This is a genomic window from Herbaspirillum rubrisubalbicans (assembly GCF_003719195.1).
In the GTDB taxonomy this organism is placed as follows: Bacteria; Pseudomonadota; Gammaproteobacteria; order Burkholderiales; family Burkholderiaceae_D; genus Herbaspirillum; species Herbaspirillum rubrisubalbicans.
Genome location: NZ_CP024996.1, coordinates 3,976,283 through 4,002,125, shown reverse-complemented (window position 1 = coordinate 4,002,125; position 25,843 = coordinate 3,976,283). Strand labels below are relative to the sequence as shown.

Genomic DNA, 25,843 nt, shown 5'->3' with positions numbered 1-25,843 from the left:
GCCCATGACCAACATGGACCGGAATCAAACCAAAAGAACCACGAGCATCATTGCCGCGCCGGATGAGACCTTCAAGACCGCTACCACCAGCGGTCTTTGGATCAACGACGGTCACGTCTATGCGCCCAAGCGCGATGGCAACGCTCTGCATCCCTTCCTGACGGGCAAGGCCTATTTTGCGGACCTCATCGAAAAGATGGAGAACGCCAGCGGCGAGATATGCATCGCCGGCTGGCAGATCAACTGGGACGCGCTGCTGGCGCCTGGCAAGCGGCTCTATGACGTGCTGCTCCACGCTGCTCGCAAGAAGGGCATGAAAATCTACGTCATGCCCTGGGATGACACGCGCCCGGTGCGTACCTACGAAGCGCAGACTATCCGGATCCTCAAGAGCATCAACCGGGAACCGGATGTGGCGCCGGGCACTGTCGCGGCAATAGCTTCCCCCAGCTTCAACCTGAGCAACAAAGCCTATTTCAGTCACCATCAGAAAACCATCATCATCGACCGGCGCTACGCCTATGTCGGCGGCATCGATCTGGCCTACGGCCGCTATGACGACGAGCGCTTCACGCTCAAGTGCGATGAAGATGGACGCGAGGTTATGAATCGCTACAACCCTTGCATCCCGGCGCTGCTGGAAGTGCCGGAGCCCACCACGATTGATCCGAACAAGACGGCGCAGATACATCGGACCTTATCTGTGCCGACTGCCAAGTCGGATCCTCAGTGGAACGAGACGCTGGATAAACTCGACGGGGGCCGGCAATTGTTTCCTCATGAAGACCTGAAAAAACTGAAAGGTAGCAAATGGCAAGTTCCCTATGATGACCCGGGCACTGTGGACGTTGCCACCAATGGTCGCAGCATCGATACCCCATCCCGCTTGACGCTGGACCCGGCCCGCCAGGCACGTATGCCCTGGCAAGACATGCACGCGCGCATGGAAGGTCCGAGCGTCGCAGATATTCTTAGAAACTTCATGGATCGCTGGCATGTCAGTGGCGGCGTGCGCCTCCCTCCTGCGCTACCTATGCAGCAGTTTGCGGCGGCGGGTTCGACCATGGTGCAAGTATTGCGCAGTGCACCTGCCGGCCAACGCAAAATGGAGAGTCGTCAGCTCAACAAGACTGACCGCCATCCTTGTGAGGACCACATCAAGCAGGCGATGTGCAATCTGATCGGCAAGGCCGATCATTTTATCTATATCGAAAACCAGTTCTTTGTCGGCAAGTTGGGCAAGCCGGTTCATGACGAGAAGCCCGCTCAGGGCGAAGCTTCTAGTCAGGCTCTTTCTCCTGCTGCCAAGTTCATCAACGCACAAAAGCATGGCTTAGGTAAAGTCTCGAGCTGGACCTTACGCCAAAATGATGCCAACAGGAGTTCGACACTCTACGAGCCCCCCACGAATCCCATCTGCGAAGCCCTGATCGAGCGGATCACGCGCGCCATCCTCAATGCAGAGCCGCAGCCCTTCCACGTCTACATCACCTTGCCGGTGCATCCCGAAGGTGACTTCTTCACCACTGCCTCGGTGGCCGTGCAGATCTACTGGACCATGCAGACGCTATCCTTCGGCACCAACAGCCTGCTCAACGGCATTCGCCGCGCCTTGCGTGCCCGCCAACTCAGGGACAAAGGCGACAAGAACTATGAGCGTCTGTTGACCAATACCACCCAGGACATGAGCAAGGAACTGGAGCACATCCCGGTGGAGGCCTGCTTCGAATACGTCACGCTGCTCAACCTGCGCAATTGGGCCAAGCTGGGCGAGCGCTACGTGACCGAGCAAGTTTATGTGCACACCAAGTTGATGATCGTGGACGACCGCTATGCACTCTTCGGCAGCGCCAACATCAATGATCGCAGCCTCAACGGGGAAGGCGATTCAGAGATTGCCTTGCTGGTGACGGATCAAGATGACAGCAAGGACGATCTATGCGGGGATGGTGTGAAACGACCCGTCAGGAATTTTGCACGCAAGCTGCGCATGGATATCTGGCGCAAGTTGTTTGGGATAGGTTTGAAGCCCAGTGCTGTCGGGGGTGTCAAGCCTGCTGATCATTTGCTGTCGGCGATTGAGAAGCCGGCGGCTCCCGCGAGCTGGCGGGCGATTCAGAAGCAGGCTGAGGAGAATGCTGCGGCTTATGAGGCGGTGTTTGATTACATTCCGAGAAGTTGGCGATATACAGCCGCCGGGCAGAAAAAAGCTAGCTCCATCATTCCAAATTGGGATCCGCAAAAAAAACCTCCAATTAAGGTGACGAAAAATATGGGAAAAATAGGCTATCCGGGATCTTCCTTGCCACATGAAACGTCCTTCTGGACGACTGCACGACATAACAGTGACCCGACAAGATCACCGAGGACTTCGGTTATCTGGTCGTGACCCAGGGTGACCCTGATGCCAAGGTCGATACCCCTGACCTGATGCTCTACGTCATCCGGGACGCGCAACAAGCCATCAAACGCGGCATCAAGCCAGTCCCCAAGAAGGAGTTTTTCAAGCTTGCGAGGCAAATTGCGGATTCCGTCAAACATCGCGGCGCGCTGGGGGGCGAGAAATGAAGCGCGTGCTTCACTTTCCAGAAACGTGCGGAGATGCGATGACGGATTCAATCCACTCGGACGGGTCCTTGCTTGCGCTGGACGGTCAGCAGTCTGGAAGATGGCATCAAGCCCGGGCACTGGACACGCTGATGTATGAGATCGGCCTGCGCGCCCCTGGTCGCTGGCATCGCCTGCCGCACCGGCGTTTGCTGGAATTCGTTTCGCAACATCGGGACTTGGCCTTGAGCGCCGGCCTGAAGGACCAGGAGCGCCAGCTTTACTACGTACTGCTGGCCGTCTTCACTTCCGGCAAGGCAGTGCAGCATCCGGTCGTGGTGGAACTGATGAAAGACCCGCCCACCGAGACGGCGCAATTCATTGAGGCCATCATGCGACTTCCTGGTGAGGTGTTCGTCAGCGGCCAGCCATTGTGGATGACGCAACGGCTGCCGGATGAGCCCCGGGGACGCCTGCATGAGTCAGGGTGAATGAAGCGGAGATGCTGCCTGCATCGCAGGACGGCATCTCCTTGGGGCAAGCCAATCGCCTTGCCTCGGGCAATCCTTATTCCTTCACCGCCCCCGTCATCCCCGACACGTAATACTCCACAAAGAACGAATACACCACCGCCACCGGCAGCGAGCCCAGCAGCGCCCCGGCCATCAGCGCGCCCCAGTGATACACGTCGCCATCCACCAGTTCGGTGACGATCCCCACCGGTACCGTCTTCACTTCCGAGGATGAAATGAAGGTCAGCGCATAGATGAATTCATTCCACGACAGCGTGAAGGCAAAGATGCCCGCCGAGATCAGTCCGGGCACGGCCAGCGGCAGGATGATCTTGACCAGGATTTCCCAGCGCGTAGCACCGTCGATCAATGCGCACTCTTCCAGTTCGTAGGGAATGGAGCGGAAGTAGCCCATCAAGAGCCAGGTGCAGAACGGGATCAGGAAGGTCGGATAGGTCAGGATCAGCGCCCAGCGCGTATCGAACAGGCCCAGCTTGAACACGATGGCCGCTAGCGGAATGAAGAGGATGGAAGGCGGGATCAGGTAGGCCAGGAAGATGCCCAGCCCGACCTGTTTGGAACCCTGGAAGCGCAGCCGTTCGATGGCATAGGCGGCAAACACGCTGGCCGCCAGCGAGGCGAAGGTGGAGACTACCGAGACGATCACCGTGTTCAGCAGCCAGGCCGGATACTGGGTGTCGAACAAGAGCTTCTTGAAGTGCGCCAGCGTCGGGGCGACCACCCAGAACGGGTTGCCGGTCTGCGAGAGCAATTCATTGTCGGGCTTGAAGGCGGTGATCACCATCCAGTAGAACGGGAACAGCAGCACAAACAGGAAGATCAGCAGCGGAATGTAGATCGTCACCCACTTGCGCGGGGTCGATTGCAGGAAATCCATGCCCTGGGTTTCCATCTGGTCGTCTTTTTTCTTGGCCATTATTTGTCACCTCCTTGTTGCCAGCCGCGACGTTGCAGGCCGAAGTAAGAGAACATGATCGCTGCCAGCAGGAAGGGGATCATGTAGGTGGCCAGCGCCGCGCCTTCACCCAATGCACCGCCGGGAATGGCGCGCTGGAACGACAGCGTAGCCATCAGGTGGGTGGCGTTCAAGGGGCCGCCGCGGGTGAGCACATAGATCAGCTGGAAGTCGGTGAAGGTGAACAGCACCGAGAAGGTCATCACCACCGCGATGATCGGCGTCAACAGCGGCAGGGTCACGTGGCGGAACTGCTGCCAGGGCGTGGCACCGTCGATGGCGGCAGCCTCGTACAGTGACGGCGAGATGGTCTGCAGACCGGCCAACAGCGAAATCGCCACGAAGGGAATACCGCGCCAGACATTGGCAAAGACCGTGGACCAGCGTGCATTCCACGGGTCGCCCAGGAAGTCGATGTAATGGTCGATCAGGCCCATCTTGTGCAGGGCCCAGCTGATGACGGAGAACTGAGCGTCATACAGCCACCAGAAGGCCAGTGCCGATAGCGCCGTGGGTACGATCCAGGGCAGCAGCACGATGGCGCGGAAGAAGGTCTTCAGCGGCACATTCTTGTTGAGCAGGATCGCCAGCCACAGGCCCAGCATGAACTTGAGGATGCTGGCGCTGACCGTGTAGAACACGGTATTGAACAGCGACAGTTGGGCCAGGGAATCGCCGGCCAGGTAGCTGAAGTTGTCCAGGCCGACGAAGCTGCCTTCGCCGCCGATCTTGGTGTCGGTAAAGCCCAGCCAGATGCCCAGGCCCAGCGGGTAGGTCAGGAACACCACCAGCAGGATCACGGCCGGGGCCATGAACAGCATCCCCAGTACGTTACGGTTGTTCAGGAATCGGGATAGCATGATGTGCCTCGATGAAATGGCCGCAGGGCGTGCCTGCGGCCGATACGATGATCGCGCGCGTCTTGGAGTCTTCGTGCCTGCACGTTGCTGCGCCGGGCTGGCAGGCCCTGACAACCTGCCCCTTGGCCCGCTGTCCCGAGGGAACCCGGCGTGGCCGCGTGAAGGCTCGAGCCAGCCGCATCAAGCCTTGTAGTAGCGCTTGGCGCGTTCGGCTGCGCGGTCGATGGCCTGCTGCACGGTCTTGGCGCCGGACGCTGCTTCGGCCACCATGTCCACCACCACATAGTCCGCCATACAGGCCGCCGAGGCTTGTCCCAGCGGGCCTTCGTGGCCATGGTCCAGCATCAGCGAGGCCGAGTCGCGGTACACCGTGGCCTTGGGATCGTCGGTCCAGACGGGGTTCTTTTCGTAGGCCTTGAGCGACTGACTGACGTAGCCGATGGAGGCCTTCATCCACGGGTTGTACTGGTCCGGCTCGAACATGAATTGCACGAAAGCCTTGGCCGCGTTGGGGTACTTGGTGTGCTTGAAGACCATCATCTGCGTGATCTGCATCAGCTCGGAGGGCTTGCCCACCGGACCGATGGGGAAGTGCGCGTGCTGGGTGTCGCGGCCGATCTCCTGCAGCTTGGGGTCTTGCGAATTCTTGGCGGCGTAATAGACCGAGATGCCGTTGGCCGTCAGGCTGATCTGGCCATCCAGGTAGGCCTTGTTGTTGGACGGATCCTGCCAGGACAGGGTGCCCGGCACGAAGGTAGCATAGAGCTGCTTGGCGTATTCCAGCGCGGCGCGGGTCTCGGGCGAGTTGATGGCGACCTGGCCCTGCTTGTTCACCAGCTTGCCGCCGTGCGACCACAACAGCCAGTGCGCCCAGTTGTTGGCATCCCCCACGGCCTTGCCCAGGGCAAAGCCGACTGGCGTGTCCTTGGCCTTCAAGGCTTGGCACAGCTTGAGGAAGCCGGCTGTGTCCTTGGGAATGGCGTCGAAGCCGGCCGCCTTGATCTGGCTTTCACGATAGACCAGGGCGTTGCCGATCACGCCCAGCGGCAGGGCGATCCACTTGCCATCCTTGGTGCCGTACTTGCGGCAGACGTCGTACCAGCCGCCATAGCGTTTGCCCAGCGAATCGGCAAGATCGGTCATATCGATCAGCTTGGTCGGATACTGCTGCGGATCGTCGAACCAGCCCAGCACGATGTCGGGGCCACTGCCCACATTGGCCGCCACCGCCGACTTGGGGCGCACATCTTCCCAACCTTCACTGTCGGTGCGCACCGGGATGCCGGTCAGTTCGGTAAATTTCTTCACATTGGCGTTCCACAGGTCTTCATCACCCTGGACGAAGCGCTTCCAGCGCAGCACGCGCAGGGTCGCACCTGCTTCGATGGGGTATTTGATGCTATCGGCGCCAGCCACGCCGGGGCCAGCGGCAAAGGCGTTCGCGCCCAGGCTGGATGCGGCTGCGGCGGCAGCACTGGTGACCAGAAATTCGCGTCGTGTCAGCTTGCTCATGTCTCCTACTCCTTCGGTTGAACGTCGAATTGGACCGCTTGCGAACAGAGGTTCTTGCGGATGGACTCTTGTTGTTCTGATGCTGCGCTACGGGTGTTGCCTTGGGACTGCGGTATGGTGGTATGGCGATGGTGCGGGATGGATGGGGCGATCAGCGCGCTGCCAGCGACTGGCCCGATGCAGTATCGAAGAGGTGCGTGCGGCTGTGGTCGGGCACCAGGTGGATCACGTCGCCCGCGCCAAAGTCATGACGCTCGCGGAAGATCGAGGTGAGGCTGGTCTGGCCAAAGCGCGAGAACACTTCGGTATCGGCTCCGGTCGGTTCCACCACGATGACCTGGGTGGCGATACCTGTTCCGGCGGCGCCGATGGAAAGATGTTCGGGACGCACGCCATAGGTGACCTGCTGGCCGTCATTGCCTTGCAAGGCGCTGCCATAAGGGGCGGGCACGCGGGTGCCATCGGCGAACTCGACTTCGGCCGCGCCAGCGCCACGGCGCAAGGTGGCCGGGATGAAGTTCATCGCGGGCGAACCGATGAAGCCGGCCACGAACAGGTTGGCCGGATGGTCGTACAGGTCCAGGGGGCGACCACGCTGTTCCACCAGGCCATCGCGCATGACCACGATCTGGTCGGCCATGGTCATGGCTTCGATCTGGTCATGGGTGACGTAGATGGAGGTGGTCTTCAAGCGCTGGTGCAGTTCCTTGATCTCGGTGCGCATCTGCACGCGCAGCTTGGCATCCAGGTTGGAGAGCGGTTCATCGAACAGGAACACCTGTGGATCGCGCACGATGGCGCGACCCATCGCCACGCGCTGGCGCTGGCCACCCGAGAGCTGGCGCGGGTAGCGGTCCAGCAACTGGTTCAGGCCGAGGATGTCGGCCGCCTTCTTGACCCGTTCTTCCACGAAGGACTTATCCTTCTTGGCCAGGGTGAGCGAGAAAGCCATGTTGTCGCGCACGGTCATGTGCGGATAGAGCGCGTAGTTCTGGAACACCATGGCGATGTCGCGGTCCTTGGGCTGGACGTTGTTGACCACGGTGCCACCGATGAGAATCTCGCCGCCCGTGATTTCTTCCAGGCCCGCCAACATGCGCAGCAGGGTCGATTTGCCGCAGCCGGAAGGGCCGACCAGGACGGTGAATTCGCCATCGGCGATATCGATATCGACGCCCCGGATGATCTGGGTGCTGCCGAACTGTTTCTTGACTGCGCGAATCTGTACTGATGCCATCAAATGCTCCTCGTGTCTATCCTCGTATCGACGCCATGTAACCGGTTCCAGGCGGGGCCGGCCACAGCGTGCTTGTTGTACTAGGTTCCTCACGCCGCTTGCGGCGCGTGCTGCTTATGCTGGATGGCCCTGGACGACGACGTAGGAGGGGCGTCCGTTGCGGTCCCAGTCGATCAGGTTCTGGGCCGCCTTGCGGCGTAGTTCGCGCGCGGCCACGTCCGAGAAGAATGCCGCGTGCGGCGACAAGAGCACGCGCGGGTGCTGCACGATCGCTGCCGATGTCGTGGGCGGCTCGACTGGCAACACATCCAGCGCCGCGCCCTTGAGTTGACCGTTTTCCAGCGCGGCCAGCAGGTCGTCGATCTGGATGAGCCCACCGCGTGCGGAATTGACCAGGTAGCTTTGCGGCGGCAGCAGCGCCAGCAGCGAGGCATCGATCATGTTGCGCGTCTCATCGTTGAGCGGAGTATGCAGCGATACCACGTGCGCCTGCCGGAACAGATCCTCGCGGCCGACGCGTTCCACGTAGGCCGGGAAGTCGCCATCGATGATGTAGGGGTCATAGGCGATGACGCGCTTGAACAGATTGCGCGAGATGTGCGCCATGCGCTTGCCGATGCGGCCCAGGCCGATGATGCCGAGGGTGAGCTCGGAGGCGCGCGGGATGATGCCGGCCGTGGTGTAGTGCCACTAGCCAGCCTTGACCGCGCGGTCGTAGACGGTGATGTTGCGGATCAGGTCCAGCGCCATGGCCAGCGCATGGGTGGCCACTTCGCCCACGCCATAGTCGGGCGAGTTGGCGACCCAGACACCGTGGCGGGCGGCGTCGGCGGTATTGATGGTGTCGAAGCCCGCGCCATAGCGGCTGGCGATGCGGATTTCAGGACGTGCTGCAAACACCTTGGCGTTCACCGGTGCGTATTGCACCAGCAAGCCCTGACAGCCTTCAGAGGCGGCGATGACGTCGTCTTCGGTGCGGCATTGCGCGGTCACGACTTCCACGCCGGCTTGCCTGTAGAGCGCCAGCTCCAGGTCGACGTCGGGGAAATCGTAGTCCGTAATCAGTACTTTCATTGCGGGTCTCCATGATGGTTGTCTCGGGCCACCTTGTTGCAACTACTTCCTGGAACACGGCCGCCGATTGTGTGGCTGTGTCGTGTTCCCGGGTACGACTGATGCTGATGTTGAGCTTGATGCGGGCCTAATGCGGGCTTAATACAGGCTTAATGCGAACTTGATACAGGGTTAATGCAGGCTTAATGCTCTTCTGATGGACCGGACAGGCTGTGACGGTCGGGCAGGCTGGTGTGACATGGCTGATGCGATTGGCTGCGAGTCTATTGCAGCCCGATTTGTTTGGTCAAGTGGTAATACCAGATCGCGAGAAAGCATTTTGTCAGGAAGCCACAGGGCTGTTTTCCATGCTGCCGTTGCAGCACGAGGCATCATCGCCGGCTGGCGTAGAGGCCAGGCGGGACAAGGCTTTGCGGCGGGTTCTCGAGGGTAGTGAAAATGCTGCGGCGCGTGAAAGAGGAATGATTTTTCGCCTCAGATTCATCCTTGACACCTGCGATCCGATATGAAATTCTGACCTGAGCTGGTCTGACCACATTACCGCATTCGCGGACCATCGATCACCATCGATGCTTGCGCAGGATGGTTAAAAAATCGATCCCGGAGACAGCAGACCGCTCCCACATCGTTGCACGCTGCATCGCACTCCTTGAAAGGATGGTTCTCTGCATGGCTGCACCCGAACGTTTTTCCGTCCAGGCCTTGCGCCAATTCGCCACGAGCTTGCTGCAACAGGCCGGGCTGGATGCTGACAAGGCCGATAGCGTGGCCGCCACCCTGGTCGATGGCGACCTGCTGGGCCACGATACCCACGGCCTGGCACTGCTGGCCCCGTATGTGAAGGAATTGGAAAAAGGTACGATGACCCGCACCGGTGAGCCGGAAGTGCTCTCCGAGCGCGCCGCCGCTCTGGCCTGGGATGGTCGCCGCCTGCCGGGACCGTGGCTGGTGCATCGGGGTATCGATGCCTTGATCCCCAAGGCGCGCGACTATGGCACGGCCTCATTGACCATCCATCACAGCCACCACATCGCCTGCCTGGCCGCCTACCTGCTGCGCGCCACGCAGGAGGGGTTCATGATGATCCTGGCCAGTTCCGACCCGGCCGTGCAGAGCGTGGCGCCCTTCGGTGGTACCCAGGCGGTGTTTACGCCCAACCCGATTGCGGCAGGCATTCCCACCTCGGGCACGCCCTTCCTGGTGGATATCTCGGCGTCGATCACCACCAATGGCATGAGCAATCGCCTGCACAAGGCGGGCCAGCAGTTCGAGGAGGAATGGCTGATCGATGGCCAGGGCCATCCCAGTCGCGATCCTGCTGTGCTCACGGCCACGCCCCCCGGCACCATTCTGCCGCTGGGGGGCTTGTCGGCCGGGCACAAGGGCTTTGGCCTGGCCTTGCTGATCGAGGCGCTCACCGGTGGCTTGTCCGGCTTTGGCCGTGCCGATCCGCCGGCAGGGTGGGGCGCCACCGTGTTCCTGTCGCTTTACGACCCATCGGCTTTCGGTGGCGAACAGGATTTCAAGCGCCAGATGGACCATATCGCACAAGCCTGCCGCCACAATGCGCCGCGCCCCGGCGTGGGCCAGGTGCGGATGCCGGGCGACCGTGCCCTGCAACGCCGCGCCGAGCAACTGGAGCAAGGCGTGGCCCTGCATCCGACTATCGCCCCCATGCTGCGCGAGGCGGCGGCCAGTCATGGCTTGGCCTTTCCGGCGGCCCTTGGCTAAACCTCCATCATGCCCATCGAAGCGATCGAACCGCAGCGACTGTATCGCCAGATCAGCGACCAGCTACGCAAGCTGATCGTGGACGGCGAATTCGCCGTCGGTTCGCGCTTGCCGTCCGAACGCGACCTGGCGCTGCAACTTGGCGTGAGCCGGCCCTCCTTGCGCGAGGCCTTGATTGCGCTGGAGGTGGAAGGACATATCGAAGTGCGGATGGGTTCGGGCATCTATGTCTGTCCGCCCGTGCAGCGCGAGCGGCGCAGCGATCTGTCCGGCGAGGAAGGGCCGCTGGAACTGATCCGCGCGCGCGAGATGATCGAAGGGGAGGTAGCCTACGCTGCCGCCCAGCATGGCAGCAAGCAACAGATCGCCGCGGTGGAAGAAGCCTATGCGTTGATGATGGCCCATGCCGAGGCCGGCATCGATCCGCTCGAAGCCGACCGCCTGTTCCACATCCGCCTGGCCGAAGCCACCGGCAACAGCGTGCTGGTCGGGCTGGTGACGCAACTCTTCGATGCCCGCCTGGGGCCCTTGTTCGAGCGCCTGCACAGCCATTTCGACGGCACCCGCGTATGGCAGGAAGCCATCGAGGAACATGGCCTGATCATGCAGGCCCTGCGCGCGCGCAACGCCGAACAGGCGCGTGCGGCCATGCGACGGCACATGGATATCGCCTTCACCCGCTACAGCGCCAACCTGATCCGCGCATACGGCCATCGCCAACAGGGGCCAGAGCAAGAACAGGAGCGAGGCAAGCCGCGCAAGCGCGCGACCCGCAAGAGCGCCCTTCAGTTGAAGTAGGTGCGCGCCATTTCAAAGCGGCGCGAGAAGTAGGGATTGTCCATGCGCGAGATATGCACCTTGCCATTGGTCGAGGGCGCATGGACGAAGCGGCCATCACCCAGGTAGATGCCTACGTGCGAGAACGGACGGTTCTCGGTGTTGAAGAACACCAGGTCGCCGGCACGCAATTGCGCCGGATCGATCTGTCGGCCGCGGCGCGCGATGTCGGCAGCGCTGCCGCTGATATGGTAGTTGGCAGCCTGGCCGAAGATATAGGTGACCATGCCGCTGCAATCGAGCCCGGCCGAGGGATTCTTGCCGCCGAAGCGGTAGCCGGTATCGATCAGTGAGAGCGCATAGAGCGCCACTTCATTGCCATTGTCGCTGGCCGGCAATGCCGGCACCTGCGATTGCGGGGCGCCCGGTAACCGGGAGATGGGCGGGGCGGTCGGTGCCGTGCCGCAGGCGGCCAGCACCAGTGCCGCCGCCAGCGCGGCCAGCCAGGACAGGGGGGATGGCAGTACCGCCATCCGGCTCGACTCGATCCGCACGCGCCCCGCCATGGCTTACTTCCCGATCTTGGCCAGGACTTCTTCCAGCATGGAGAACATCTGGTCGATTTCTTCCTTGCTCACGTTCAGGGCCGGCATGAAGCGCAGCAGGTTGGGACGCGGCGAATTGAGCAGCAGGCCCACTGGTTCCAGGTTGCGAGCGGCTTCGACGATCTGCGGACCGATGTCGCGACCCAATTGCATGGCGCGCAGCAGGCCTTCGCCACGTTCACCTTCAAAGCCATACTTTTCCGAGATTTCCAGGGAACGCTGGCGCAGGTACTGGCCGCGCTCGCGCACCGTTTCCATGAAGCCGGGCTTCAAGAGCTCCTTGATCACGGCCACGCCCACGGCGGTCATCAGCGGGTTGCCGTTGTAGGTGCCGCCTTGCTCGCCGGCTTCGAAACAGGCGATCTCTTCGCGTGCCAGCAGGGCTGCCAGCGGCACGCCGCCGCCGATGCCCTTGGCCAGAGTCATGATGTCGGGTTCGATGCCGGAATGCTGGTAGGCGAACAGCTGGCCGGTACGACCCATGCCGCTCTGCACTTCGTCCACGATCAAGAGCAGGTTTTTTTCCTTGGTCAGGCGGCGCAGGCCTTGCATGAACTCCTTGGAGGCGGGAATGACGCCACCTTCGCCCTGCACCGGTTCCAGCATCACGGCCACGGTATGGCTGCCGATCAGGGCCTCGACGCTGGCCAGGTCGTTCAGGGTGGCCTTGGGGAAGCCCGGCACCTGCGGGGCGAACATGGTGTCCCAGCCGTCCTTGCCGCTGGCCGACATGGTGGCCAGGGTACGACCGTGGAAGCTGTGCTTGAAGGTGATGATCTCGAAGCGCGCCGAACCGTCGCCGGCCGGGTTCTTCTTGCCCCACTTGCGGGCCAGCTTGATGGCGCCTTCATTGGCTTCGGCGCCGCTGTTGGCGAAGAACACGCGGTCGAAGACCGAATTGTCCGTCAAGAGCTTGGCCAGCTCCATGGAGGGCGCATTGTAGAAGGCCGGCGATGGGTTGATCAGCTTCTTGCTCTGCGCGGCCAGGGCGTCGGCGATGCATTGCGGGGCATGACCCAGGGTGTTGACGGCCCAGCCCTGGAGGTAATCGAGGTAACGCTTGCCGTGATGGTCGGTCAGCCACATGCCCTGGCCTTCGGTGAAGACCAGCTCGGGGCGGTTGGTGACGTACATCAGCTTGTTGGCGTCGGACTGGCTGTATTGCATCGAATGGCTCCTGCAAGAATAGGATGGTTGGGAAGGTGCGGAACAGACCGTCAGGTAAAACCAAGCGCTAGGCGGCAGGCGCACGACAGACCCGGATGGCGAATAAAAAAAGCCACAGGGTTTGCCTGTGGCTTCGCGATTCGTTTCACTTCACGCGTGCAGCAGCAAACCTTTCTCAGGTTGGCTGCGGCGTCGTAAAAATGTGGCGTTGGCGATCATGCGGTGAATATTAGGACGTTTTGCGCAGAGCGTCAAAAAGAAATTTCCCACAGGATCGGCTGGCGCTGGCTTGCGGCGCTTGGCCGTTGCATTTGTGTCGCACCGCGCCCAGCCGCGCGCCATCAGGCTTGCGCGGCATCTTCGCAAATGCGCATGACGCCGGCATGACATCCAGGGCCACGCACGGCGCCACCCAGATCCTCTCAGGCGGCCGGGGCCGGCTTGGCCAGATCGGCTTCGGATGTGAAGGAATCTGCGTAGAACTCGCCTTCCGGCAGCTTGCACTGGGCGCTGAAGTCGCGTTGCGCCGATTCGACCACGATCGGTGCGCCGCAGGCATAGACCTGGTGCGCCGACAGGTCGGGGAAGTCTTCCATCACGGCGCGGTGCACGAAGCCGGTACGGCCGCTCCAGTGATCCTCGGGTTGGGCGTTGGAGACCACCGGCACGTACTTGAAGTCGGGCAGTTCCTGTTCCCACTGCTGGCACAGCGCGTTCAGGTACAGGTCTTGCGGACGGCGGCCGCCCCAGTACAGGGTTACCGGGCGCTTGGAGCCGGCATGTTGCAACTGCTCGACGATGGCCTTGATGGGCGCAAAGCCGGTGCCGGAAGCCAGCAGGATGATGGGCTTGTCGGAGTCTTCGCGCAGGAAGAAGGTACCCAGCGGACCTTCGATGCGCAGGATGTCGCGTTCCTTCAGGGTGCTGAACACTTGGTCGGTGAATAGGCCGCCCGGCAGGTGGCGGATGTGCAGGCTCATGGGCTCATCCTTGTGCGGGGCGTTGGCCATGCTGTAGCTGCGACGCTTGCCGTCGCGCAGCAGGAATTCCACGTACTGGCCGGCCTTGTACTGCAGGCGGTCATTGGCCGGCAATTGCAGCGACAGGATGATCACGTCATCGGCCACCTTCTCCAGCTTGGCCACGCGTACCGGCAGCTTGCGCACCGGGATCTCGCCCACGCCGGCCACTTCGCGCGCCTCGATGGTGACGTCGCTCTGGGGCTTGGCCACGCAGAACAGGGCATAGCCCAACTGCTCTTCATGGGCCGAGAGGGCGCGCTCCTGATGCGCGCCGTGCTCGACCTGGCCGGACAAAAGCTTGCCCTTGCAGGAGCTGCAGGCGCCGTTCTTGCAGCCGTAGGGCAGGCCCACGCCGGCGCGGATGGCCGCGGTGAGGATGGATTCGTCGGCGTCGCAGGTGAATTGGCGACCGCTAGGCTGGACTGTGACTTGGAAACTCATACAATTCTGCTTCTGGATTAATTTGGGTGGAATATCGTGAAAAAACTGGGCTTGCCCCGTGTACTGATCCTGGGCTGCGGCGACGTCGGCCTGCGCCTGTTGCCGCTGCTGCTGCCGCGCTATCGCGTGCTGGCCGTCACCAGCCAGCCTGGGCGCTGCGCCGAACTGCGCGCGGCCGGGGCCGTTCCGGTGCTGGCCGATCTGGATCATCCCCTGAGCCTGGGCCGCCTGGCGCGCCTGGCACCGACCATCGTGCATCTGGCGCCGCCGCAGTCGGAAGGTCGTCTCGACCGCCGTACCCGCAATTTGGCCGCCATTTTACCCGAGGGCGCGCGCCTGGTTTATATCAGCACCACCGGTGTCTACGGAGATTGCGCTGGCGCAAGTTTTGATGAGACGCGCCGCGTGCATCCGCAAAACACCCGCGCCGTGCGTCGGGTCGATGCCGAAACCGTGCTGCGCGCCTGGGCCCGGCGTCGTCACGGCAAGCTTTCCATCCTGCGCGTGCCCGGCATCTACGCTGCCGACCGCCTGCCGCTGGAGCGCCTGCACAAGGGCTTGCCGGCGCTGTCGGCGGCCGAGGACGTCTATACCAACCACATCCATGCCGATGACCTGGCCCGCGTCGCCGCCGCCGCCCTGCGCCTGGGCGCGCCCAATCGCATCTATCACGCGGTGGATGACAGCGACCTCAAGATGGGCGACTACTTCGATCTGGTGGCCGATGCCGCCGGCCTGTCGCGCCCGCCGCGCCTGCCGCGCAGCGAGCTGGAACGCAACGTCTCGCCGATGATGCTGTCCTTCATGTCGGAGTCGCGTCGCCTGGAGAATCGCCGCATCAAGGAAGAGCTGGGCGTGCGGCTACGCTACCCGGACGTGCCTAGCCTGCTGGCGCAATGGAAACTGACAAGAAACTGAAGAAAACTGCCATCTATATGCGTTTTGCACGCCTTTCTTATTCGGAATGTGAATAAGCATACGATTTATAAGTAGTTGTTTTGCCTGGCGAGCAACAGTACAGTCCATGCCTGAATAAAAGGGAGAGGCGCGCCGGACCATCAGGCAGGCCAAAGAGCACCGTGCCCGGCATCTTCCCATCACTCCATTCCTAGCGCGGCCAGTGGGCCGGACGACATGAAGCTATCTTTCAACAACGTCGCCAAGCGGTTCGGTGACCTGCACGTGATCGAGGAATTCACCCGCGAGATTGCCTCGGGTGAACTGGTCGCGCTGGTGGGCCCTTCCGGTTGCGGCAAGTCCACGCTGCTGCACATGGCAGCCGGCCTGGAAAAGCCCAGCAGCGGCACGGTCGCCGGCGATGATCAGGCCATCCGTGGCCCGCATCCCGAGCGCACCCTGATGTTCCAGGAAAACGCCCTCTATCCCTGGCTGACCCTGCAGCAGAACGTGGCCCTGGCCCTGGAGTTCCAGGGCGTGAACAAGCAAGTCGCCGCCGAGCAGGCCCGCACCTGGCTGGAAAAGGTCAAGCTCAAGGGTTTCGAACACTATTACCCGCACCAGGTCTCGGGCGGAATGCGCCAGCGCGCCGCCCTGGCGCGCGCCTTCATCTCGCAACCCAAGGCCTTGCTGCTGGATGAACCTTTTGGCGCACTTGATGCGCTCACCCGCATGACCCTCCAGGATGCCCTGCGCGAGCTGATCCGCCAGCAGGGCCCGACCGTGGTGTTGGTGACGCACGATGTGGATGAAGCTTTGTTCCTGGCTGACCGCATCTTCGTGTTCAGCCCGCGTCCGGCCAAGGTCTTGAAGGAATTCAACCTGGTGCATCACGAAAAGACGCACGACCTGTCCGAATTCGCGGCCACCCGTCGCGAGATCCTTGGCCTGCTGGGCATCCATGCCGAGCAGGATGAATTTGCCAAAAACCTAGAAGGGGTTGGAGTATGAAACTCGCACGCATCCTGGCGCCGGCCATCACCGCCGCCGCTCTGGCTTTTTCCAGCAACGCCTTGGCCCTGGAAAAATTCAAGATCGGCTACCTGCGCGTGATGGACGATGCGCAAGCCATGGCCGCCTATGAGGCCGGTCTGTACAAGAAGTACGGCCTGGACGTGGAGTTGATCGAGTTCAAGTCCGGCACCGACCTGGTCAAGGCGATTGTCGGCGGCCAGCTCGATAGCGGCGTGTTCGGCTTTTCCAATGCCGTGGCCTGGGCTTCCAAGGGCGCTGACCTGAAGGTGGTGGGCGGCGCGCAACTGGGCTACCACGCCCTGGTGGCGCGTGACGATTCGGGCATCAACAAGGTGGCCGACCTGAAGGGCAAGACCCTGGCCTCGCAAGCCGAGGGCAGCACGGCTGACACCGTGCTCAAGGGCGTGGTGCTGCGCGACGCCGGCCTCAAGCCCGATGATGTGAACGTAATGGGCGTCTCGCCCCAGGTGGCGGTGCAGTCGCTGGTGGGCAAGCGGGTCGATGCCGCCTTCCTGTTCGAGCCGCAGGCGCGCATCGCGCAACTGATCGCGCCGGTCAAGCAGGTCTATGAGATCGGCGAAGTCTGGCCTTTCCCCTGCATGGTGGTCATCACTTCCGGCGAGACCCTGAAGAAGAAGCGTGACGCGGTCTGGAAGTCGCTCGATGCGCAGCGTGATGCCATCACCCTGCTGCAGAAGAAGCCAGCCGAAGCCTCCAAGCTGATCGCCGGCTACTTCATCGCCGAACCGACCTTGAAGACCTTGAAGCATGGCGAGATGCTGCGCGAAGACGTGATCCGCGACGCCATCAAGAGCCAGACCTTCACCCCCAAGATCAGCAAGAAGGACCAGGACCGGATGCAGGAAATCGCCGATATCCTGCAGTCACAGGGTTCCTTGAAGACCCGTGACGGCAAGCCCTTCGATGTCAATGGCATCACCGACCTGTCGTGGCAGAACGCGCGCAAGCTGTAAAACCTAAGTTTTTTGCGTGCGCAATATAAGTTTTTACCCTGGCCGGCCACAGTCCGGCCATCGTCTTTTATAAGTCTTTTATCGTATGAGCTCTCAGCGTCGTGTCACTGGTGTGCGCAAGAAACTGGCCATGTTGCTGGCCATCGCCTTCATCCTCCTGATGTGGCAGATCGCGGCCTGGTCGTTGCCGTCCTTCCTGATGCCGGGAGTGCCGGAGGTGGCGGTGCGCCTGTGGGAAGAGGTGCAGTCCAGTAATTTCCGCGCGGCGCTCTTCGGCAGTCTCTATCGCCTGGGGCTGGGCTATGGCTCGGCGCTGGTGCTGGGCATCGGGTTTGGGCTGATCGGCGCGGTGCTGTTCTTCTTCCGTGAAGTGCTGAAGTCGGCCATCGTGATCCTGCAATCGATCCCCTCGATTGCCTGGGTGCCGCTGTTCCTGATCCTGATGGGCTTTGGCAACCTGCCCATCGTGGTGGTGGTGGCCATTGCCGCCTTCTTCCCGGCCGCGCTGTCGGTGATGAATGCCACCGAGAGCGTGCAGCAGGTGCATGTGTCGGCGGCGCGCGTGATGGGTGCTTCGCGCCTGTCCATGCTGCGCCGGGTCTATCTGCCGGCGGTGATGCCGGAACTCATCACCGGCGCTCAGCTGGCCTTTGGCAATGCCTGGCGCGCACTGATCTCGGCCGAGATGCTGGTGGGTTTCGGCAAGGGGCTGGGCCGCACGCTAGCCTATTCGGGCGAGACTGCCGATATGATCGGTGTGATGGCCAATATCCTCACCATCGCCATCCTGGCCGCCTTGATCGACCAGGTGATCCTGGAAAACCTTAAACATCGCTTGCTGAAGTACCAGTATGTCTGATTCCAATAACTAAGTTTTCCGTTCTCTGAAACTAACGATGCGCAGACTTCATTGCTTGCTTCTGCTGGCGCTGCTGGCCTTCAATGTCAGCGCCCATGCGGGTGTCGTGGACGACGCCCGCCGCAACGGCCAATTGCGCATCGGCCTGGATCATGTGCCGCCGACTTACAAGGCCGGCATGAAATTCCGCACCCCCGAAAACATCGCCACCGTGCTGGCCGAGGATATGGCTGTGCAATGGAAGCTCAAGCCCGAGCTGCAAACCAACGCTGCCGAGCGTGCCGCGCTCAAGAGCTTACGCCCGGAGCTTGTATTGACGCGCATGGCAGCGGACGCAGCGACCACCAACGATCTCACTCAGATTCCCACCGGCTATAGCGCTGGCGGCATGGCCATCATGCGCAGCGACACCAGCATCCGCAAATGGGAAGACTTGAAGGGGCGCAGCGTCTGCGTGTCTGCCGGCTCGCCCTATGTCGGCACCCTGGCTGCGCGCTATGGCGCCATCGAAAAAGTGATGCCGGCCCCGGCCGATTCCTTGCTGGCCGTGCGTATCGGCCAGTGTGATGCCGCCGTGCATGACGACACCCTGCTGAAGGTCTTGCTCAAATTGCCCGAGTGGAAGAAATTCTCCGCGCAACTGGCCCCGGTGAGTCGCCAGACCCTGGTGCTGCAGGTGCGCGGCAATGATGCGGCAGACCTGGCCGCAGCACGCCAGGCTGCGGCCAGATGGAACGCTGCGTTCTGGGAGGCGGCCATCAAGAAGTGGGTCAACAACGTGGCCTTCGAGGTCTACCTGGATCAGAACGTCCCGGATTGTCACTGAGCGGGCTTGCCAGCTCGGCAATGATTTGCCAGCCCGATAAGGGCGCGATGGCATTTTGTTGCCAGCGGCATCACGAAGCGTCGCCAACTGGCACAAAAAAAGCAGGCCACGCAGGTTTTCCCTGTGGCAGAGGGCGACAATGGGCGTAACATAGAAGACATTCGCGTTACTGGAGGAGACAGGATGTTGCCTCCAGACTTCATCACTCAGCCTTCGTTCCAAAGGGAGCCCATCATGGCCATGGACATCGCCTCCGCTGTCAACTCTGTCGTTTCCGACCCCAACGGCAACGCCCCCACCACGGGCAAGGCCAACGATCCGGTCGCGGTGCGTCGCGCCGAGGAAGCGGCTGCCGCGCTCAAGGCCGAACAGCGTCGCCTGGAAGAAATCCAGGCCGATGAAACCCGCGCCGAAAACGCACGCCAGGAACGCAGCCGGCGCGAACAAGCTTCGCGCAACGCTACCGGCGATATCATCGGCACCACCGTCAATTCGGTCGCCTGATCCTCCATCTGCCATCCACAAAGCCCGCAGCCCTGAAAAGGTGCTGCGGGCTTTGTCGTTGCTGCCGCGATGCGGTAGCCGGCCGGCGTACTGCGACGGTGATCGTTCCCTGCGGTCGGTCGTGATGCTTTACCGCATTGGACATCAAGTTGCGCAACACTTGTTGCAGCGTTGGCTGGCAGGTTCTAATGAGAAAATTCTGCCCCTTCAGAGGCAAGGTAAAGGTCGAAACGGGTAGATACGAATCGTAGATCTGACGCACAAGGTCATGTCGGCACAGAATACACGGTCTATCAATGCAATTTGACTGTCGATAGAGTCCAGGGCTGCTCGGGGTAGCCAGAGGAAATTGCTTGCCACAGTGTTTTCGGACTGCGACTGACGATATCCTTCTTCACGGTCGCTCTTCATGCCCCCCGCTCCCATCCTTTGAAAGCCACCGTGTCTACGTAACCGGTTCAAGGCTCGTAGATGCACAAGAATAGATGTACACCTCTACGAACACGTCGGTCTATTTCATCGTGACTTAGCGTGGGTAGTGAGCAGGTCGCTATTTGCCAAACAGCCACGCCATGCCACAGCCCAACGATATCTCCGGCGGCCTGAGCGGGGTCACATGAGATGAGCCTGCCGCTTGCCATCGCTTGTTCGACAATGCGAGTGAGTAACGCATGCTCTCGGCACCGGGCTTCATGGAACATGCGTTCAACTAACCGAGGATATGTCTTGTTCGCTGAGGCCAGAAGTCGCGCCCATCTGAATTCTTTGCGCTGGTTGATGCCTTCTAGATATCTTATGCCGAGTTCGTACAGTGCATCTGCCAGTGGTTTTTCCAGGATGCCTGCAAGCTCGTCATCTGCTGTACCAATCGCTGTCTCAGCGTCTCGTAACAGCTCGGCTACGAAGGCTTCTTTATCTTCGAAGTAGCTGTAGAAAGTCCGTCTTGCTACACCAGCATTCACCGCAATCGACTCGATATTGAAGTCCAACCCCTGCTTCAATATCAGCATTCGTCCTGCGTCTAGAAGACGGGCTCTGCTTTCAGGATTGCGTGGTCTTCCAGGACGCCTCCTTGCAGCGCCTGGCTCGGAGTGAACTTGAATCATTCATGCCCCCCATCATCGACTAACTAAATAACTGATTTTTCGGTCTCTTGAGTTGACGCTCGGTTCGGGTTCAATAGCAATCTCAACGCGATTGCGTCCATTTTTTTTAGCGCGATAGAGTGCTGAGTCGGCCAAGGAAAGAAGCGTAGTGCCATCATGTCCAAATTGGTAGGCCGCAACGCCAAAGCTGCAGGTGCGCTTATCGATAAGTGCGAAGCTATGCCTCTCCACAATTAATCTTAGTTTTTCAGCCATACGCGAGGAAGCCTCTATATCGCATTGCGGCAGGATGAGGAGAAACTCTTCTCCCCCCCAACGACCGACTATGTCTGTGGCACGCACGTTAGTGCGTAATATCTCCGCAATACTGACAAGGACCGCGTCCCCGACCGAATGTCCAAACTTGTCATTCACTTCCTTGAAATGATCAACATCAAGCAGGATCAGTGATAACTTTGTTCCATATCGATGGGCACGGGCGATTTCGCTATCCAGTGTTTCGTCCAGCTTCATTCTGTTGGCCAGGCCGGTCAATTTATCCGTGACGGCCAGCAGCGCAAGTTTTTCATTGAGACGCTCTATGCGCTGTTCGGCTAATTTGCGTCCTGTAATGACGCTATGAGAAATGACGAAGAAACTTTCCATTTCCAACACGGGGGCGATACGCATGATGAACCAACGCTGTTGATTCGGGCTATGGCATGGATATTCGTACTGAAAGGACGGCGCTCTAGACTCAAGCACTGATCTGATGCCTGCGTAGACTTGTTGTCCATCCTCCTCGCTGCTCTTGCTTGCCGAACGGCAGACAGCAAGATAGTTTGTGCCAATCCAACTGTACTGAGGAGGAATACCATTCTCTTTGCCGAATTCACACCATGTCTGGTTGACGTAGCGGATCACTCCGGCACGGTCTATCAATGCAATTTGGCTGTCGAGAGAGTCCAGGACGGCGCGGAGCAGTCTGGGTAAGTGGCTTACCCCAGATTTTTCGGCCTGCGATTGACGATGCCTTTCTTCAAGGTCCCTCTTCATGCCCCGCCCCAATCCTTTAATTTAACTAGAACTGATTTCATCAATAGGCGTAAGTTCGAACGAGTCCCGTTGGGGATGATGTTCAAGGCGCAGATTGGCGCGCCTCGCCAGGGCGAGGGCCGTTCAGGCTCCCTCCAATCGAGACAGAATTCGCCTTGCGATCGAAGAGCGTGCGAAAAGTATCGCCAAATGGCGATGCCTAATGTGCCTAATGTGACTGAGAAGCGTAGTGAGCGAGCGCTTGAGATCGTCTTCGAGACGTTCTAAAGGCGCTGACAGGCAAGCATATGCATGTCGCGCTAGTTGCCCCTGATGAGTCGTGACGACGTTATGCATTAACCCCCCCCCCTTAACGCAGCTAGCCTAGCGATATCGTTGGTACTTGCGCCAACTTTTTTCATGAATAGTAGTGACCACCATTTAAGACCGCCCAGGCCCCCGTCTTCGGGCAAAGGATAATGAATCGGTGATCATCAAGCTAACGGACACGCTCGCACTCACGCCTATTTATGAAATGAGTTCTAATGAGTTTGAGCGAGCTCCAAAACAACACCATCCCCGTTCGATTTTCATGCCGTCTACCAGATATCGTCACGGATTGAACGTGGGACGGTGGACGAACAAAAGAATGCTCTATTCGCCACGTATCAATCACACCCATAATGTGATTGATCTAACGAGTTAGTTAACTATTTTCAAGGGTTTAGTGTGACGATTAATGACTCATCCTGTTTTTCTATTTTTCTATTTTTCTATTTTTATGTTTCCCCATTGCAATGCCGCCGCCTTTGAATGGAACGAACCCTCAGTGATGCTGCCCCGGCCCATTGAGCGAGCCCAGCAGCCAGGTCTCGGCCATGTCGATCTGGTTGATCAGCATCAGGAAGGTTTCGTCATTGATGCGCTGTTCGGCGCGCAGGTAATGCACTTCCAGTCGCTCGGCGCGGACCGCTTCGAGTCGTAGTTCGCGTTCGAACTGCTTGAAGCGGTTGGCGGCGCGCTGGGTTTCTTCCGAATCACTCTCGGCATTCATGCGCATCCGGTAGGTGGCCAAGAGGCTGCCGCTGACTTCCATCAACAGCGCCAGGTCCGATTCGTCCAGGTTTTCGCCGATGCGTTCCTGGGCCGTTTCGATGCTGCGCACGGCCGCCTCCGACAGGCGCAGGCGCGCCATCATTTCTTCGGCGCGGCGTCGCTTGACCTCGGCATCGAGTTGCAGATCCTTGAGCAGCCATGGCAGCAGGAAGCTGCCGAACAGCAGCGAGCAGATGATTACCCCGGTGGCCAGGAAGATCAGCAGGTCGCGTGCAGGGAAGGGCGTATGTTCCTTGAGCAGCAGCGGGATCGACATCACACCGGCCAGCGTGATGGCGCCGCGCACCCCGGACAAGGCGGTGATGCTGATGAGGCGCAGGTCGAACTTGCGATTGCGTCCGCTCTGTCCGCGCAGGGCCGAGGCGAAGCGGCGCATCCGCAGGTTGACCCAGACCCAGACAAAGCGCAGCACGATCAGCGCCACGGTGATGGCCAGGATATAGACGAACAGGTGCCACTCCGGCACGTTGCCCGCCATTTGCGCATCCACATGGGCCAGGCTGACGATACCAGGCAACTGCAGGCCCAGCAGCAGGAAGGACATACCGTTGAAGACGAATTCCAGCATGGTCAGGATGCTGCGTCCTTGCAGGCGGGTAGCTGCCGATTCGCCACCAGCGGTCTCCAGGTAGGGCATCAACATGCCGCCGGCCACCGCGGCCAGGATGCCGGACAGGCCAAAGTGTTCGGCGAAGATGTAGGCCGTAAAGGGAATCAACAGCAGCAACACCACCTGGATGCCCGGTTCGTCGCCGGCCCATTCGATGATCTTGCGCCGGATCAGTCCGAAGCCCCAGGCCACGATCAGCCCCACGGCGATGCCGCCGGCGGCGATCAGGACGAAGGAAATGCTGGCGTCCAGCAGGGAAAAGGTACCGGTGATGACGGCGGCGATGGCGAACTTGAAGGCCACCAGACCGGAGGCGTCGTTCATCAGCGCCTCGCCTTCCAGCACATGCTGCATGGAGGCCGGCAGCCGGCCCTTGCCGACGATGGAGGAGACCGCCACCGCATCGGTGGGCGAGAGCACGGCGGCCAGCGCGAAGGCCGAGGGCAGCGAAATGACCGGGATCATCCAGTGGATGAAGTAACCCACCCCGACCACCGTAAACATCACCAGACCCAGCGCCAGCGCCAGGATGGGGCGTGCCAGCCGGAAGAATTCGCGCTTGGGCATACGCCAGCCATCGGTAAAGAGCAGCGGCGGGATGAACAGCAGCAGGAACAGTTCTGGATCGAAGCTGATGCGCAGGCCGAACATGGGCAGTGCCAAGACCGCACCGAGCGCGATCTGGAACAGGGGCAAGGGCAACTTGAACGGGGCCAGCCTGGCGACCACGCCGGAGACGGCCACGGCCAGCAGCAGGATCAAGACGGTAAAGACGATTTCCATGGAGGCAGCGGTTGATGGTTCTGATAACGTGGGCGCGGGTGGGTCAGACTCGCGTGACCGCGGCGAGTTGCAGGGGGCGAACAAAGAGTTGCAACAGGCTTGCAAGTATACGGCAGGACGTACCGGCCTGCCTCATTGCTCGGCGGCGGACCGCAAAAGACGATGCCGGCACGCGGCCGGCATCGGGAGAGGTGGGGCGGATGCAGAATTGCGCTGCAAATCAGGCACAGGGGAATCCTGCGCAATTCTTCTTCAGGAGGGGAAAAACCGGCTTGCAGTGGGCAGATGACGCACAGACCTTCACTTTTTCAGCCAAAGCGCTTGTGCCGGGCCGGTGTGCAGTTTGCGGGCCGCCGCGGGTTGCGTCTTGATCTTGCTTCGACATATCTCTGGCTCCTAAGGGAATGTTGCGCTCACGCGCTGGCCACGGCCGCCTCCAGCTCCTTGCCGCGCGTCTCCGGCAGCGCCAGGCAGGCCAGGATCACCAATGCATAACAGGCCGCCGCGACCCAGCCAATGGTTTGCCCCAAGGGCAGGCTGTTGCCGAGGTATCCCACCAGCGCCGGGCAGATCGCCCCGAGGGCACGGCCGACGTTGTAGCAGAAACCTTGTCCCGAGCCACGCACGTCGCTGGGGAAGAGTTCGGACAGATAGGCGCCCATGCCCGCGAAAATCCCCGAGAGGAAAAATCCCAGCACGAAGCCCAGCGCCAGCATCCAGGCATCGGTAATGACCATTTGCGTATAACTCAATACCAGCACGATGCCCATTACCGCAAAGAACATGAAGCAGCGGCGGCGACCGATGGTGTCGGACAGCCAGGCCGAGGTGAGGTAACCACAGAAGGAACCACCGATGAGCACCAGCAGATAGGTACTGGTGCCCAGCACCGAGAGGTGGCGTTCGGTCTTGAGGAAGGTGGGCAGCCAGGTGGTCACCGAGTAATACGCACCCTGCATTCCGGTAGCCAGCAGACTGGCCAGTAAGGTCGTGCGCAGCAGGTCGCGGTGGAAGATGCGCAGGAAGTTGCCGCGTTGGCCGCTCTGGCGCAGCCGGGCCTGGGTCGCCAGGTAGATCTCCGGCTCGTGCAGGGTGCGGCGGATGTAGAGCGTCAGCAGAGCCGGCAGGATGCCGATCCAGAACAAGACCTTCCACGCCATCTCCGGCGGCAGTACTGCGTAGATGCCCCAGAAGGCCAGTGCCGAGGCGGCCCAGCCCACGGCCCAACTGCTCTGCACCAGGCCCGAGGCCTTGCCGCGATGACGTGCCGAGATGGTCTCGGCGATCAGCACCGATCCCACCGCCCATTCCCCGCCCATGCCGAAGCCTTGCATGGCGCGGGTGAAGAAGAGTTGGCCGAAGGAATTGGTAAAACCGGAGAGGAACGTAAAGAGCGCAAACCACAGCACTGTCCATTGCAGCACCCGCACCCGGCCATAGCGGTCAGCCAGCACACCGGCCGCCCAGCCGCCCACAGCCGAGGTGAGCAGAGCGCCGGTGGCGATGTAGCCGGCCTCGGCCTTGCTCATGCTCCATGCTGCCAGCAGCGTGGGGATGAGAAAGGTATAGATCATGTAATCAAAACCATCCACCGCATAGCCGGTGAAGGTCGCCGTGAGCGTGCGCCGCTCGCTTGTCGTTGTTTCCTGCAGCCACAT

Annotated in this window: 22 protein-coding genes and 1 pseudogene; 11 read left to right on the top strand and 12 right to left on the bottom strand. The window is 60.8% G+C overall.

Features of this window, described 5'->3' with window-relative positions:
- Positions 1-4: 4 nt before the first annotated feature.
- From RC54_RS17780 to RC54_RS17770, 3 genes are all read left to right on the top strand, one after another.
- On the top strand, positions 5-2,389 hold the full coding sequence (locus RC54_RS17780) for a phospholipase D-like domain-containing protein (RefSeq protein WP_061790541.1): 2,385 nt from the start codon (positions 5-7) through the stop codon (positions 2,387-2,389).
- A complete protein-coding gene (locus RC54_RS17775; RefSeq protein ID WP_061790542.1) occupies positions 2,386-2,568 on the top strand; it encodes a hypothetical protein in 183 nt (60 codons plus the stop codon). The genes RC54_RS17780 and RC54_RS17775 overlap by 4 nt, the downstream gene beginning before the upstream one ends.
- A gap of 131 nt (positions 2,569-2,699) precedes the next feature.
- Positions 2,700-3,038 carry a hypothetical protein gene (locus RC54_RS17770; RefSeq protein ID WP_244216369.1) on the top strand — a complete coding sequence of 113 codons (339 nt, stop codon included), beginning with the start codon at positions 2,700-2,702 and terminating at the stop codon, positions 3,036-3,038.
- A 76-nt stretch (positions 3,039-3,114) separates the two neighbouring features.
- Here RC54_RS17770 and RC54_RS17765 read toward each other — a convergent pair whose 3' ends face one another.
- The 5 genes and pseudogenes from RC54_RS17765 to RC54_RS17745 all read right to left on the bottom strand — a co-directional run bounded on the left by RC54_RS17765 (position 3,115) and on the right by RC54_RS17745 (position 8,718).
- A complete protein-coding gene (locus tag RC54_RS17765) occupies positions 3,115-3,996 on the bottom strand; it encodes a carbohydrate ABC transporter permease (protein WP_017453014.1) in 882 nt (293 codons plus the stop codon).
- The gene (locus RC54_RS17760) at positions 3,996-4,895 is read right to left on the bottom strand and encodes a carbohydrate ABC transporter permease (RefSeq protein WP_058896320.1); all 900 of its coding nucleotides are present in this window, start codon (positions 4,893-4,895) and stop codon (positions 3,996-3,998) included. The genes RC54_RS17765 and RC54_RS17760 overlap by 1 nt, the downstream gene beginning before the upstream one ends.
- A 180-nt stretch (positions 4,896-5,075) precedes the next feature.
- On the bottom strand, positions 5,076-6,407 hold the full coding sequence (locus tag RC54_RS17755) for an ABC transporter substrate-binding protein (protein WP_058896319.1): 1,332 nt from the start codon (positions 6,405-6,407) through the stop codon (positions 5,076-5,078).
- 151 nt (positions 6,408-6,558) lie between these two features.
- Positions 6,559-7,644 carry an ABC transporter ATP-binding protein gene (locus RC54_RS17750; RefSeq protein ID WP_017453011.1) on the bottom strand — a complete coding sequence of 362 codons (1,086 nt, stop codon included), beginning with the start codon at positions 7,642-7,644 and terminating at the stop codon, positions 6,559-6,561.
- Between the two features lie 114 nt (positions 7,645-7,758).
- A pseudogene (locus RC54_RS17745) lies at positions 7,759-8,718 on the bottom strand (C-terminal binding protein).
- A gap of 669 nt (positions 8,719-9,387) precedes the next feature.
- Between RC54_RS17745 and RC54_RS17735 the strand changes: the two are divergent.
- Both RC54_RS17735 and RC54_RS17730 read left to right on the top strand, forming a co-directional pair.
- Positions 9,388-10,449, top strand: coding sequence for an Ldh family oxidoreductase (locus RC54_RS17735; RefSeq protein ID WP_174526150.1), 1,062 nt, complete (start codon positions 9,388-9,390; stop codon positions 10,447-10,449).
- Between the two features lie 9 nt (positions 10,450-10,458).
- Positions 10,459-11,247, top strand: coding sequence for a FadR/GntR family transcriptional regulator (locus tag RC54_RS17730; protein WP_061790544.1), 789 nt, complete (start codon positions 10,459-10,461; stop codon positions 11,245-11,247).
- Here RC54_RS17730 and RC54_RS17725 read toward each other — a convergent pair.
- From RC54_RS17725 to RC54_RS17715, 3 genes are all read right to left on the bottom strand, one after another.
- The gene (locus RC54_RS17725; RefSeq protein WP_174526151.1) at positions 11,235-11,759 is read right to left on the bottom strand and encodes a C40 family peptidase; all 525 of its coding nucleotides are present in this window, start codon (positions 11,757-11,759) and stop codon (positions 11,235-11,237) included. The genes RC54_RS17730 and RC54_RS17725 overlap by 13 nt on opposite strands.
- 36 nt (positions 11,760-11,795) lie before the next feature.
- Positions 11,796-12,998: an acetylornithine transaminase gene (locus RC54_RS17720; protein ID WP_058896315.1), complete on the bottom strand. Its 1,203-nt coding sequence runs from the start codon at positions 12,996-12,998 to the stop codon at positions 11,796-11,798.
- A gap of 422 nt (positions 12,999-13,420) precedes the next feature.
- On the bottom strand, positions 13,421-14,461 hold the full coding sequence (locus RC54_RS17715) for a CDP-6-deoxy-delta-3,4-glucoseen reductase (protein ID WP_058896314.1): 1,041 nt from the start codon (positions 14,459-14,461) through the stop codon (positions 13,421-13,423).
- A gap of 36 nt (positions 14,462-14,497) precedes the next feature.
- On the opposite strand from RC54_RS17715, the gene RC54_RS17710 reads away from it, so the two are divergent.
- From RC54_RS17710 to RC54_RS17685, 6 genes are all read left to right on the top strand, one after another.
- Entirely contained in the window at positions 14,498-15,379 is an 882-nt protein-coding gene (locus RC54_RS17710) for a sugar nucleotide-binding protein (protein WP_061790545.1), read from the top strand.
- Positions 15,380-15,595: 216 nt separating this feature from the next.
- On the top strand, positions 15,596-16,369 hold the full coding sequence (locus RC54_RS17705; RefSeq protein ID WP_058896312.1) for an ABC transporter ATP-binding protein: 774 nt from the start codon (positions 15,596-15,598) through the stop codon (positions 16,367-16,369).
- Positions 16,366-17,367 (top strand): ABC transporter substrate-binding protein, encoded by a 1,002-nt coding sequence (locus RC54_RS17700; RefSeq protein ID WP_058896311.1) that lies wholly within the window; start codon positions 16,366-16,368, stop codon positions 17,365-17,367. Before RC54_RS17705 ends, RC54_RS17700 begins: the two co-directional genes overlap by 4 nt.
- An 85-nt stretch (positions 17,368-17,452) precedes the next feature.
- The gene (locus tag RC54_RS17695) at positions 17,453-18,226 is read left to right on the top strand and encodes an ABC transporter permease (protein ID WP_058896310.1); all 774 of its coding nucleotides are present in this window, start codon (positions 17,453-17,455) and stop codon (positions 18,224-18,226) included.
- A 37-nt stretch (positions 18,227-18,263) separates the two neighbouring features.
- Positions 18,264-19,052: a type 2 periplasmic-binding domain-containing protein gene (locus RC54_RS17690; protein ID WP_244216368.1), complete on the top strand. Its 789-nt coding sequence runs from the start codon at positions 18,264-18,266 to the stop codon at positions 19,050-19,052.
- Positions 19,053-19,286: 234 nt separating this feature from the next.
- Entirely contained in the window at positions 19,287-19,556 is a 270-nt protein-coding gene (locus RC54_RS17685) for a hypothetical protein (protein WP_058897614.1), read from the top strand.
- Between the two features lie 458 nt (positions 19,557-20,014).
- Here the strand turns inward: RC54_RS17685 and RC54_RS17675 are convergent, their stop codons facing one another.
- The 4 genes from RC54_RS17675 to RC54_RS17655 form a co-directional block, all read right to left on the bottom strand.
- Positions 20,015-20,662 (bottom strand): TetR/AcrR family transcriptional regulator, encoded by a 648-nt coding sequence (locus RC54_RS17675; protein ID WP_255221014.1) that lies wholly within the window; start codon positions 20,660-20,662, stop codon positions 20,015-20,017.
- Between the two features lie 12 nt (positions 20,663-20,674).
- Entirely contained in the window at positions 20,675-21,697 is a 1,023-nt protein-coding gene (locus RC54_RS17670) for a sensor domain-containing diguanylate cyclase (RefSeq protein WP_061790549.1), read from the bottom strand.
- Between the two features lie 805 nt (positions 21,698-22,502).
- The gene (locus RC54_RS17660; RefSeq protein ID WP_058896307.1) at positions 22,503-24,185 is read right to left on the bottom strand and encodes a Na+/H+ antiporter; all 1,683 of its coding nucleotides are present in this window, start codon (positions 24,183-24,185) and stop codon (positions 22,503-22,505) included.
- A gap of 413 nt (positions 24,186-24,598) precedes the next feature.
- Positions 24,599-25,843, bottom strand: a complete 1,245-nt coding sequence (locus RC54_RS17655; protein ID WP_044531396.1) for an MFS transporter — start codon at positions 25,841-25,843, stop codon at positions 24,599-24,601.